At 37.7% G+C, this 12,284-nt stretch carries 12 protein-coding genes; 3 read left to right on the forward strand and 9 right to left on the reverse strand.

The genetic code is table 11. The features are described 5' to 3' along the window. From AC0UA9_RS05820 to AC0UA9_RS05855, 8 genes are all read right to left on the reverse strand, one after another. A partial coding sequence (locus tag AC0UA9_RS05820) for an HvfA family oxazolone/thioamide-modified RiPP metallophore (RefSeq protein WP_475658232.1) occupies positions 1-481 on the reverse strand: 481 nt, incomplete at its 3' end. A gap of 159 nt (positions 482-640) precedes the next feature. Further along, positions 641-1,945, reverse strand: coding sequence for a tetratricopeptide repeat protein (locus AC0UA9_RS05825; protein WP_475658235.1), 1,305 nt, complete (start codon positions 1,943-1,945; stop codon positions 641-643). A gap of 2 nt (positions 1,946-1,947) precedes the next feature. Continuing rightward, positions 1,948-2,565: an energy transducer TonB gene (locus AC0UA9_RS05830; protein WP_475658237.1), complete on the reverse strand. Its 618-nt coding sequence runs from the start codon at positions 2,563-2,565 to the stop codon at positions 1,948-1,950. 3 nt (positions 2,566-2,568) lie between these two features. After that, a complete protein-coding gene (locus tag AC0UA9_RS05835) occupies positions 2,569-2,973 on the reverse strand; it encodes an ExbD/TolR family protein (protein WP_475658240.1) in 405 nt (134 codons plus the stop codon). Positions 2,974-2,985: 12 nt separating this feature from the next. After that, positions 2,986-3,510 (reverse strand): MotA/TolQ/ExbB proton channel family protein, encoded by a 525-nt coding sequence (locus AC0UA9_RS05840; RefSeq protein WP_475658243.1) that lies wholly within the window; start codon positions 3,508-3,510, stop codon positions 2,986-2,988. After that, positions 3,510-4,859, reverse strand: coding sequence for a MotA/TolQ/ExbB proton channel family protein (locus AC0UA9_RS05845; protein ID WP_475658245.1), 1,350 nt, complete (start codon positions 4,857-4,859; stop codon positions 3,510-3,512). Before AC0UA9_RS05845 ends, AC0UA9_RS05840 begins: the two co-directional genes overlap by 1 nt. Continuing rightward, positions 4,859-5,638: a DUF3450 domain-containing protein gene (locus AC0UA9_RS05850; protein ID WP_475658247.1), complete on the reverse strand. Its 780-nt coding sequence runs from the start codon at positions 5,636-5,638 to the stop codon at positions 4,859-4,861. Before AC0UA9_RS05850 ends, AC0UA9_RS05845 begins: the two co-directional genes overlap by 1 nt. Before the next feature lie 522 nt (positions 5,639-6,160). After that, a complete protein-coding gene (locus AC0UA9_RS05855) occupies positions 6,161-6,535 on the reverse strand; it encodes an MGMT family protein (RefSeq protein WP_475658249.1) in 375 nt (124 codons plus the stop codon). An 88-nt stretch (positions 6,536-6,623) separates the two neighbouring features. Between AC0UA9_RS05855 and AC0UA9_RS05860 the strand changes: the two genes are divergently transcribed. Further along, positions 6,624-7,085, forward strand: coding sequence for a YaiI/YqxD family protein (locus AC0UA9_RS05860; RefSeq protein ID WP_475658251.1), 462 nt, complete (start codon positions 6,624-6,626; stop codon positions 7,083-7,085). Between the two features lie 219 nt (positions 7,086-7,304). Beyond that, complete coding sequence (locus AC0UA9_RS05865) at positions 7,305-8,105, forward strand: ion transporter (protein ID WP_475658254.1); 801 nt, start codon at positions 7,305-7,307, stop codon at positions 8,103-8,105. A gap of 35 nt (positions 8,106-8,140) precedes the next feature. Here AC0UA9_RS05865 and AC0UA9_RS05870 read toward each other — a convergent pair whose 3' ends face one another. Then, a complete protein-coding gene (locus tag AC0UA9_RS05870; RefSeq protein ID WP_475658257.1) occupies positions 8,141-10,603 on the reverse strand; it encodes a PilZ domain-containing protein in 2,463 nt (820 codons plus the stop codon). A gap of 238 nt (positions 10,604-10,841) precedes the next feature. Here AC0UA9_RS05870 and radA point away from each other — a divergent pair, with 238 nt between their 5' ends. After that, entirely contained in the window at positions 10,842-12,212 is a 1,371-nt protein-coding gene (gene radA / locus AC0UA9_RS05875) for a DNA repair protein RadA (protein ID WP_475658260.1), read from the forward strand. Positions 12,213-12,284: the final 72 nt, after the last annotated feature.

Genomic DNA, 12,284 nt, shown 5'->3' on the forward strand with positions numbered 1-12,284 from the left:
TTTTGGCTTTAGCTTTACTTTCACCGCACTTACCTTCACCACATTTCATTTTGGCTTTAGCTTTACTTTCACCGCACTTGCCTTCACCACATTTCATTTTGGCTTTAGCTTTACTTTCACCGCACTTACCTTCACCACATTTCATTTTGGCTTTAGCTTTACTTTCACCGCACTTGCCTTCACCACATTTCATTTTGGCTTTAGCTTTACTTTCACCGCACTTGCCTTCCCCACATTTCATTTTGGCTTTAGCTTTACTTTCACCGCACTTGCCTTCACCACATTTCATTTTGGCTTTAGCTTTACTTTCACCGCACTTGCCTTCACCACATTTAGCTTCTTGTACTTCTTTACTGCTGACTGTGGTTAACGTATTAGCTGCAAATGGATTTGTTTCTGCTTTTGCTATACTGCTGATTCCTAACACAACTGTAAATAAGCTTAGTAATAGCGTTAGTCGGGTTTTCTTTAATATGTTCATGGTGTGCTCCTTATTATTTGTAGTTAGGTACACTATTAATACCATTAAAATTATTATAAAAAATAATTTTTTAAAATGATACTTTTATTCAAACATAAAAAAAACCAGTATCCCTTTAAGGATAGCTGGTTTTTTAATAAACACATCAAATATAGGTAGTTAAATAGCTACATTTTTACGTTTAGCTGTGTCTACAATAAAGCCTTTCCAACCTCTTGCCGCTTTACGCGAATTAGGATCTTCCATTGCTTTATTAATAGCAGCATAAGCTTGTTTGTATTTTTCAAGGTAAAAATATGATTCAGCTATACTCATATACAAGCGTCCTTCATTTTTAATACCTAGCTCTATCGCTTTATTTAACGCTGTAATAGCTTTAGCAAATTGTTCATCTTGCTTCAACAACATACCTTGCTTACTATAATGCTTAGCTTCACCGGTCATTTTAGCTAACTCACCATAATACTTGGCGGCTGTACTAACATGTTGTGCTGCATGCCATGCATTAGCCAAAGTAGAGATATTATTATCATCTCTTTTAACTAAGCCTGAAGCAATATGCTTTTCTAATAACTTAGCCGCTTTATAAGGCGTTTCGTTAGAAGAATATAAGTTCGCTAAGGTTTTAATTTGAGACTCTTTGTCAAGAAATCCCTGCTTATAAGCTAAATCAAGCGTTTGTAATGCTTTAGGATAGTTTTCCACTAGCAAATAAAACATAGGTAATTGTGTCCACCAAGTTTTATTTTCAGGGAAAATTAAAATAACCGTTTCTAATACATCAATAGCTTCTTTATATTTTTTACGTTCATAATAAGAAGTTAACTTTAATATATATGGGTTTTGGTTAGGTTTATCACCAAAAGCGGCGATAGCTTTATCAGCAGGAGCAATCATTTTATCTAACCGCCCTAGCTCATAGTTTGCTTGAGCAACTTTCACCCAAGTAGCACCGTCGTTTTTACCAGTGAATGCCATCCAAGCATCATAGTTACTTAAAGCGCCTTCGTAGTCTTTGGTCTGCATTTGCAAATCAGCCAACAACTTTAACGCCTCGCCATGGTCACCTTCATTTAATATATCTGGCGCTATCGCTTTTTTAAGGTATTTGATTGCTTCTGTTTCATGCTCGCCTTTAGTGGCATACATAACAGCAATAAAGCGTGCAACATAAGCTTCATCATAACCTTCTTTGGCATCAATATCTTTTAAGATAACTAACGCACCATCAATATCATCTTCAGAGTAAAGTTCAAACGCTTTTTGAACTTTTTTACCAACAGATTGACCAACGAGTTGTGTAGGACGCTTCTTTTTTTCTTCTTTAGCACTCGCCGCATGTGCATTGTCTGCAAATGGTACTTGTACCGCAAGAAGAGCTGCAACTACAACTAAGGAAGTAGATAACTCCTTAAAGGTAGAAGGCTTAAAAGAAAAGCGCTTAAGGGTAAATTGTTTCAACATAACTATTGCCCTCCGTCCATTTTAAAGTCTAATTGAACTGTTAAGCCTTCTTGTCTCATTGGCTTACCGTCAACAACCTTTGGTTTATATTTCCACTTTCTAAGTGCGCGTTTAGCTTCTCGGTCAAACACACGCTTAGGATCAGCTTCAATAACATCTACATCTTCAACACCACCAATTTCATTGATAGTAAAAGAAAGCTTAACCCAACCTTCTTTGCCATCACGTGCTGCTTGAATAGGGTATTTAGGCTCTATTCGAACAATTGGCGTTGCTTCACCGTCACGGCCAAAACCAGCACCAGGTGCCGATAAGCCCGTTGACGCACCAGATAGTTGCACACCTGGCATGTTAAATTGCAAACCGCTAGTGTCGTTACTTGCTTCAGGCTCAGGAGTCTGTTGCTTTGGCGGCGCTTTAGGCGGCGGCGGCGGCGGAGGCGGAACACGACGACGTGTTTCTGCAGAAGACTTTGGTGGCGTAGTATTTACTTCTACGATTATATTCTCTTTTGCCTCTTCCTTGTTTCTATCACCGCTAGATACAAGGAAAGCCATAAAAGCAAATAGACCAAAGGTAACTACAGCGCCTAGTAGTATTGATACTAAAAAGCGTCCCATTTTCTACCCCTTCGCTGCAGCAATGGATATTCTAAGACCACTTCCTGCTTCTTTAATTGCATCCATTACTTTAACAACAATACCATGCTTAGCATCTTTATCTGCTTGGATAATAACGACATCGGTCGGTTGTTCAGCAAGCAATTTCTCGATTCTTGCGCCAACACGTTCGATATCAACACGGCCTTTATCTAACCAAATTTCACCATTATCTCTAACTGCGATAAAGATATTGGCATTTTTCTGTTTAGTTTGCTGTGCTGCTTTAGGTTTATTTACTTCAATACCTGCTTCTTTAACAAAAGAAGTAGTTACTATGAAGAAGATCAGCATGATAAATACGATGTCAAGCATCGGTGTCATATCAATTGCTGCTTCTTCGTCCTCACGAATCTTTTTACGTGCCATGAAAATATCTCTCTAGTGATGAGGTAAACTGTCAACCAGTTTAGCCTTTGCTAGTTTAACTTGAGCGTCTAATCTTGAACTAAAAAACACACCAGACAATGCTGCTACCATACCCGCCATCGTCGGAATAGTTGCTTGCGATATACCAGCGGCCATTAATCGCGGATTACCTGTACCTTGTTGTGCCATAGTTTCAAACACTCCAATCATACCAGTTACAGTTCCCAACAAACCTATTAGTGGACACATTGCCACTAATGTTCTGATGGTTACCATGCGTTGTTCAAGTAGCTCATTTGCTTCGGAAATCCAAGTCTCTCTAATACGATGTGCATACCAAGACGTTGTGTCTGTGCGTGCATCCCAACGAGAAACAATATTGTTTTTCATTGTTGGGTAGATAGATGCTAAGAACCAATAACGTTCTATCATCATAATCCACATCAATAAGAGTGCAAAGGCAACAACGTAAAGTACGTTACCGCCAGTCGCAATAAAACCCCTGACAGATTCCCAAAGCTCTATCAGGAATAACATTATTTAGACTCCTTCTCAGCAATCGCTGCGATTAACCCTGCGCTTTGCTCGTCTAGTTTTTGTAAAACGCTTTTCGCTTTACCAGCAACAATAGAGTGGATAAGAATAAGTGGCAATGCACAAATCAAACCTAATGCTGTTGTAACTAATGCTAGTGAGATGTTACCAGCCATAATTTTCGGGTCACCTGTACCAAACAAGGTAATTGTTTGGAACGTCATAATCATACCGATTACTGTACCTAATAACCCCATTAATGGTGCTATAGCAGCAAACATTTTGATTAAATTAACACCACGGTCAACTTTAGGCGTTTCTCGTAAGATTCCTTCATCAAGTTTGAGCTCTAATGTTTCAGCGTCAACCGTTTTATTATCATGATAAATTTGAAGTAAACGACCTAATGGGTTGTTATTGTTTGGTTTATCAAGGTTTTTCTCTTGTGATTTGATTTTAGCGCTCATACTACCTAAAACGATAAGACGTTCAAGAGCAATTAAACAACCAATAATTAAAAGAACCGTGATAGCGTAACCAACTTCTTTACCTTCATGGAAGAACTCTTCAAGCGTTTTCTTACGTGTTTCTAGTGATAAGATACCGCCACGTGAAGGGTCAACAAATACGCCAACATAGCCTGAGCTTGCGTTGAAAAACGCAGATGCTGTCTCTGAGATATAACCTGCTGGTTGCTTAGGTAGTGGTTGAACTTGATCTACTTCATCGTTGTAAGTTAAGTAACCATTATCAGAAACCAAGTTAAATGTACCAATACGCGTGATTGTCTCAGTTGTTTTTGAACCATCTAAGTTAGTGACATTGGCTGTAAACTTAGAAATTTTACCTGACTCTGTCATTTCCGTTTGTAGTGCAAACCATAACTCTTCAAGGTCTTCTAATGCTGGAATTTCTTTTGCGTTAGCAATACGGTTTAATGTTTCGCCACGTCCTGGATATTCTGCACTTACGATTGATGTAGCAATTTGACCATATGCGCCAGCTGCTGCTGCACGAGAAACACCAAACATTTCACCTAAAGTACCGGTAGCATTATCTAGTTCGACTTCTTTTTGTGCTAGTGCAATTTCATTAGCAGCATATTCTTTCGTTAAACGAGCATTACGTGCATTTTGATTGGCAAGTTCAGCTTTCGCTTTATTTAACAATGCTTGTTTATCAGCGCGTGCCGAAATAAATTCAGCTTCGCGTTTTTTATCAAGCTTAGCTTCAGAGATACGCTCATTTTTAACTTGTTTTAATAAATCATCTAACTGGTTGGCTTGAGTTGTTGTAACTATACCAGCGGTCATGATTGCGGCTAGCGTTACAAAATTAATAACTTTCTTCATTATTCTGCTCCTGCTGCAAATACTGGTAATTTAGCTAAGTCCATCGGAAGTTGCTTGCGCGCCATCGCGATAGCATCTTTAACAGGTTTTAAATATTCGTCACCTAATTCTTCCCATGCACGGCTTTGGTTATTCCATAACCAAGAACGCTTGCCATCTAGTGATTGTGCAACAAAGGCAATTCGGCCCATGTGAACGAAATCAGCAGTTAAAGTCGTTCCACCAAAGTCCATTTCTGCTTGATAGGCATCAAAAATTGTACCGTAACCTGCTTCAATTTCGTAAGCTTCTAGTACTAAACGAAACTGTTCAGACGTTGTAACGTTTGAGTTTGTCATCACTTCGCGTAGGTTCGCTAAACGTTCTTTACGACGTTCAATATTCATGGGTACATCAAGTTTGATAAACTCTTCTAAGGTATCGATCATTTTGTACATTAACGGTACAACACCTTGTTTGATTTTATCAATACCATCAATTTGTTTCTGTAATGAGGCAATATTTGCTTTTTGATCATCAACCATACGTTGAACATGGTCGTTATAGCCACGTAAAACATCGGCTTCATCAACAGTATTACGATACTCTGCAAGTAATTCTTGTGTTTGTTCGTAGATGGAGTTGATTTTAGCTTGTGACTTAGCTGACTGCTTAAAAATTTGAGCTTCAGCGTTTTGAAGATCTGTTAATGCATTAGCAGAGGCGATATTGCTACCGGTTAATGCTAGTGCGCCTACCATTGCCGTGGCGATGAGGCTTTTCTTACTTACTTTGGACATAGTTCCCAACCAATTGCTATTTAAATTTTGATAACAAATTTTTGTTACCGCAAATATAAAAATCTGTCGTTTTTTTACTTGTTACTGTTTTTACTTGTTACTACTTTCGAGCAGTAACGGTATGTAACTTTTTTTAATACAACTTATCAATAATCCCAAATGACAAACAAACTGTCAAGAAAGGAGTTCTAAAGTTGGCTATTTTTTCAAGTAATAAATAAAAAACCTCACACTTTAAAGCTGAATATAAACTATTACGAGTGACTTCAACTTCAAGGATGTTCTTTTTTGATTATTACTTAAGCAAAAACCATTAAAATGGAGACAATTTTTTTGCTGTGCATGTTTTACTAATTCATTCGTAGTAAGTCAACTTTTTTTGCACCAATTAACAATTTAAAATACGGCAACCCTTATAATATGTGGTGATAAAGCAACTTAAATAGACTTAAGTGCCTGCTATTTAACCTATTCTGTTGGTTACCTAGCCTTTTAGTAGGCTATTTAACCGAGGGAGGGGTTTTAAAACTCTAAGGAAAATAATAACTCTGATAAGCTTGGTTGCCACTGAAAGTCATTTAGTTTAACTTTGGCACCTACAATCACTACCGATTCAGCTTGTAAATATTGCTTTTGCTTGATAAAAAGCTCACTGTCATTCGGGAAGGATATTTTACCTTGTGCGTTAATTACTCGAAACCAAGGTACAACTGCGCCACGCCAGCCTGCTGCAGGTATATTAGCTAAAGCTGTGCCAACGAGTCTTGCCCTGCCGGGTAAACCGGCAAGATCCGCTATTTGCCCGTACGAGGCCACTTTCCCTTGAGGAATTAACTGCACTGTTTGCCATATTTGAACATACTTTGGTTTTGGCTTACGCTCAAGTGTTTCAGACAAAGAATTAACCTATAGATAAGCGATATAAATAAGTTATTATATCAGTTGAAGGGTTAATTATATTATAAATTATAAAGTGAGAATTTCCATGAGAATTTGGGTTGATGCTGATGCGTGTCCGGTCGTAATAAAAGAAATATTGTTTAAAGCGGCGGAACGAACACAAATTCAAACAACATTGGTTGCTAATCACCATATACGTACCCCGCCATCACGCGTAATACACTTTATGCAAGTCAAAACCGGTTTTGATATTGCTGACGATGAAATTGTAAAGCAAGTGAATAAAGATGATTTAGTTATCACCGCAGATATACCGTTAGCCGACGAAGTAATAAGTAAGTCAGCAACAGCATTAAGCCCACGGGGCGAACTTTTTACTAAAGAAAACATAAAGTCTCGGTTAAACATTCGGGATTTTATGGACACAATGCGTGGTAGTGGAGTACAAACAGGCGGGCCACCTGCTTTAAGCCACAGTGATCGCCAAGCTTTTGCTAATCATCTAGATACGATATTAATGCGCTATCAAAAGAGGCGACAGGGGTAACTTTTAACTTTACCTCTGCATATTTTGTAATTACTTAATTTGTAGTGCTGATATCGCATAAATACACTAATTTTATACTATTTCAATAGCTTGTTTACATAGCATAAACGTGCTTTGTTTTAGCAACATTAAAATACAAATTTCGCTCTCAAAATATTTAGCTTTTACGTTATAATCCCGCTTTTAAAATATACTCTAACGGAATCTTTGATATAAAGTATGTACGAATCTATCAAATATAAGCTAAACAACTTAAAAAACAACAAAGCTTTTGAACTTGCAGTTGTTACTGTAATTATTATCTCTGCATTAGAGATTGGCGCTAAAACCTTTTCTTTGTCTGATAGCGCTATTTCAATCACACATATCCTTGATGTGTTTATCACTGTGTTCTTTTTATTCGAAATTTCAGTGCGTTTTATTGCTGATGAAGACAAAAAGAGTTTTTTTAAAAACGGCTGGAATGTGTTTGACACCCTGGTGGTTGTGATCAGTTTGGTGCCAATAAATGACAGCGAAATGGCACTGCTCGCGCGGTTAGTTAGAGTCTTTAGGGTTTTAAGGATGGTTTCTGTTGTCCCCGAGCTAAGAGTGTTAATTAATTCTTTAATTAAAGCACTACCCCAACTTGGTTATGTGGTGCTTTTAATGTTTATTATTTTTTATATTTACGCTGCTATAGGTAGTTTTATATTTAAAGATATTAACCCTAAGCTTTGGGGCGATATTGCAATATCAATGCTGACACTGTTTCGAATAATGACATTTGAAGACTGGACCGATATACAATATGAAACAATGGAAGTACACCCTTATTCATGGGTATTTTATTTAACTTTTATTTTCTTTACTACTTTTGCATTTTTAAACATGATAATTGGCATCGTGGTAAATGTTATGGAAGAAGAGCACACGGCAATGCGAGCAAAAAAAGAGCCTACATTAACCGAGTTACAAAATGAAATCAGAGAGTTAAAAGCGCTGGTAATAAATTTAACACACAAAAGTGACCCCAACTAAATGCACGGTTCGGCTTGCTACTATTAATATTCACTTTATTGTAAATCGCTTATACCAAGATTAAGTAGTACCTCATGTGTTATATCTATATATTGTATAGTAGCAACAACACTTAAAATATCTTGTTCTATTTGTTTACTACGGTGAATAGCATACGTACTCACATAACTAAGCTCTGGATTCAGGTACTCTAGATCTGGGGGCCCTGTTCGGGAAATTTTTAACTGGAAGCAATAAAAATTACTCTTATTTAAGGCTTGTTTGATAAAGCTCTCTCGAAGCGCTGTACTATGAAGCTCGCGTTCAAACTTTACCTTGACTGCTTTATCAACCTGCTCACTATTTTTGGCTAGGCCAATATACAAAATATCGGTAATTGGCTCAGGGTTCACCACTAACCTTTTTAAACAAGAATCAAGGTAGTTGTCTTTATACAGCTTAGTAAGTAATGGATAAAAATTATAATAGCGCTTTCTATCACTTAGGTGATGTAACTGCTGCAAAAACTCATGATCTTGCTCATTAGTAACTAATGCGTCTACTTTATAGCGGCTACCACTTGTTTGAACAATTAATGTTGGAACTTTCATGCTTTGTGCATAATGTGTTCTCAAAGACTCGGCCAACCCAGGCACTAATAAACTGTACTCGTCTGCTGTTAATTTGTCTTTATTCTTATCAATTAACAACTTAAAAAATGAGCGGCCGACATGCTGATGCGCTTTAATATACACACGACAATTAATAACGGTATTGTTGTTATCAAGTTTTACCACTACGTAAGGCAATTGATGTAGATCATGGGATGAAGTGATTTTTTGCAAGCTTGGAAAAGAAATATTCACTATATCCCCCACACTGACTTGCGCGCTTTCAGTTAACTGCGCTTTTAACCCCGACACGGAAAAGTTAAGGGAATGTCCTTGCCACTCAACTTGATTAAAACCTAACACAATTGGCGTTTTATATATAAACCTAGGCTCTTTGCGTAAGTTTTTGTATGTAATCCCTAACTTTTCTACTACTAGCTTGCTTTTTAAGCGCCTATGGCCAAACTTTTTAATTTTATTTACGTCTAGCGTGCCATGTAAAAGGCCTTGATATCGCTCAATTGATGTTTTATGTGTTATGTCACTGGCCACCACCGAAAAGGCTAAAGAATTAATGCACTCAACAACCTCTTCAGATGGCGGCAAGTTTAGCTGCTGTTGTTCAGCGCCTTGGCTATTAGATAAGCTAAAAGGCGAATATATTTTAGACTTATCAATAGGTATATAAGTTAGTTTTGTAATTGCCAATGAAGGTTTTTTCGCAGCGAAAGTAAAAAAAGTGGATAATAAATCCTCTTCTTGCGAAAGCTGTTCTTCATCTACCGTGTAAAAGTAATCTTTACCTTGGTGTTGATGAATAAAGCTACACACCAGCAAAGATTTACCTTGTTTATGTTTTTTTAATAGCCGAGTTAAACGTTCATCACTCACTAGTAAATGTAAATTAGCGCTGTTTTCTTCGTTTTGCCAGTATTGAAAAACCGCCTGATTATTATTGGTAGTTAATACATAACGAGGAATATAACTATTGTTAATCTGGGCAAAAAATATTGGCAATTCATTTATTTTAGGTAAAACATACTGCTCAAGGCTTCTTGATTGCAGGGCTGAAATAGTATTTTCTAGATTGATTTTATAGCGACGCTTATTGGTTTGAATAAAGTTTTTTAAAAAACTTTCAAACCTGTCATTATCATCTTGGCCTATACGTTGGCAACCAATCAGTTGGGTAGTATCATCACGGTATATATTTTTTATTTTATATACTAGGGTATCAGTTTGGCTTAATGTAAATTCATCTTCTAAGCCTTTAAAAATAATCGTTAGCGTTTGGTCTATATAAAAAGGAGCTTTACTGTTTAACCTAAACTTAACCCCAGTTGGGCTGATATCAATAGTATTGGCCTGCTTGCTTTGATTATCCTCTAAGACTAGGGTTAAAGGCATCACAAAATTCATGCGCTCTTCTAGGCGGTTATAATATTGGTTGAGTGGGAATGGACTCACCGGATATTGTACTTTATCCGCTATTTTTTGCGGTGGTTCAACCGGTTTTTCAGGTAAATTAGGCTGCCCTAAGCCTTGTTGCTCTTTTTGATAGATAACGCGAAAGTTATTTTTAGTATTTTTTACTGCCTCATACACACCAAAGGTAAAGCCTTGGTATTCTTTAACATTCTCTTCAAAAACCGCAATGGCAATATCATCTAGAAAGTGGCTTTGCCCTCTGTATTGATACAGTTTACAATCACCGTCAACTAAACCACGTAAATCAATAGAGCGAGCGCACGCACTCGCTAAACGCTTCAGTTCCATTTTTAGTAGAAACCTCTGCGTTTTATCTAATTGTTTTGTGCGCTGGGTAAATTTAACATCGAAGCTAGGCTTGTTTACTTTACCACGAAAGCTATCAATTATATTTTTGTACTTTGAAAAGTCAGTGCTCATGGAATAATATTTCGTTTGCTCGTTAGGTTAAATTAAACTTGTTAAGTGTTGAGACTAATTACCTAACATTTCCTTGTGACTCAGCTCTATAGTATAAATACAACACTAAATAGCATTATAATTTGATCGCATTAAATTCAGCAACAGCATTTACTAAATAATCTATTGCACTATGATTGTTATGGTTATGAACTTAGCAATTTTTGTGCCTAAATATAATGACTAATAAGGAAAACCCATGGCAAAAAATAAAGTTGTCTATGTCTGCACAGATTGCGGCTCTGAATATTCACGTTGGCTAGGGCAATGTAATGACTGTAAGGCATGGAATACCATCTCTGAATTTAGGCCTGCAAAACTACCCAGCCGTGGAGGGAACTTTGCTGGGTTTGCAGGGGCGGCTCATAATGAGCAGGCAAAAGTACAAACCCTTGACACTATTGATTTAGCTGACTTACCTCGGTTTTCTTCCGGCTTTATTGAGTTTGACCGTGTACTAGGCGGGGGTATTGTGCCTGGTAGTGCCATTTTAATCGGTGGTGAGCCTGGTGCTGGGAAAAGTACATTATTATTACAAACGATGTGCTCTTTAGCGACCACTATGCCTGCTTTATATATCACAGGTGAAGAGTCGCTACAGCAGGTTGCTATGCGTGCTAAACGCTTAGGCTTACCGACTGATAAGCTAAAAATGCTTTCAGAAACCAGTGTTGAAAATATTTGTCAAATTGCCATAAAAGAACAACCTAAAATTATTGTTATTGACTCTATTCAAGTCATGCACATGAGCGACATACAGTCTGCGCCGGGAAGTGTTTCACAAGTCCGTGAAAGCGCCGCTTATTTGACACGCTTTGCCAAACAGTACCATGTGGCAATTTTACTGGTTGGCCATGTAACAAAAGACGGGTCACTTGCTGGTCCCAAAGTATTAGAGCACTGTATAGACTGTTCAATTATGCTTGAGGGCAGTACCGACTCACGTTATAGAACCCTGCGAGGCAATAAAAATCGCTTTGGTGCTGTTAATGAGCTGGGTGTTTTCGCCATGACAGGCACTGGATTAAAGGAAGTGAAAAACCCCTCAGCAATTTTTCTTAGTCGTACGCAAGAGCAAACTGCCGGCAGTGTAGTAATGGTGCTTTGGGAGGGAACTCGCCCGTTACTGGTTGAAATTCAAGCCCTGGTTGATCATTCTGCTTTAGGCAACCCGCGCCGTGTTGCTGTAGGCGCTGATCAAAATCGATTGTCAATGCTATTAGCCATTTTACATCGCCATGGCGGTTTACAACTTAACGACCAAGATGTATTTGTTAACGTGGTTGGTGGTATTAAAGTGACTGAAACTAGCATTGACTTAGCCCTAATTCTCGCCTTAGTTTCTAGTTTTAAAGATAATGCACTGCCACAAGATTTAGTTATTTTTGGTGAGGTAGGCTTATCGGGTGAAATTCGCCCTGTGCCTAGTGGGCAAGAGCGTATCAACGAAGCGGCAAAACATGGTTTTAAGCGTGCGATAGTGCCTTTTAATAATATGCCCAAACAGACAATAAAAGGTATGAAAGTGATTGGCGTAAAAAAATTAAGTGAAGCATTAGAGGTAATATAAGCGTCCATTTCTCAGTATTTCAGTCTTGGCAAAAACAAAGATACTAAACTACTCGCTAACTTTACAATACTG

It is taken from the genome of Colwellia sp. F1, assembly GCF_056238625.1.

Coding starts and splice junctions, on each gene's coding strand:
- radA (WP_475658260.1), top strand. CDS start 10,842: ATGGCAAAAAATAAAGTTGTCTATGTCTGCACAGATTGCGGCTCTGAA.
- AC0UA9_RS05845 (WP_475658245.1), bottom strand. CDS start 4,859: ATGAAGAAAGTTATTAATTTTGTAACGCTAGCCGCAATCATGACCGCT.
- AC0UA9_RS05870 (WP_475658257.1), bottom strand. CDS start 10,603: ATGAGCACTGACTTTTCAAAGTACAAAAATATAATTGATAGCTTTCGT.
- AC0UA9_RS05850 (WP_475658247.1), bottom strand. CDS start 5,638: ATGTCCAAAGTAAGTAAGAAAAGCCTCATCGCCACGGCAATGGTAGGC.
- AC0UA9_RS05835 (WP_475658240.1), bottom strand. CDS start 2,973: ATGGCACGTAAAAAGATTCGTGAGGACGAAGAAGCAGCAATTGATATG.
- AC0UA9_RS05860 (WP_475658251.1), top strand. CDS start 6,624: ATGAGAATTTGGGTTGATGCTGATGCGTGTCCGGTCGTAATAAAAGAA.
- AC0UA9_RS05840 (WP_475658243.1), bottom strand. CDS start 3,510: ATGTTATTCCTGATAGAGCTTTGGGAATCTGTCAGGGGTTTTATTGCG.
- AC0UA9_RS05830 (WP_475658237.1), bottom strand. CDS start 2,565: ATGGGACGCTTTTTAGTATCAATACTACTAGGCGCTGTAGTTACCTTT.
- AC0UA9_RS05865 (WP_475658254.1), top strand. CDS start 7,305: ATGTACGAATCTATCAAATATAAGCTAAACAACTTAAAAAACAACAAA.
- AC0UA9_RS05825 (WP_475658235.1), bottom strand. CDS start 1,945: ATGTTGAAACAATTTACCCTTAAGCGCTTTTCTTTTAAGCCTTCTACC.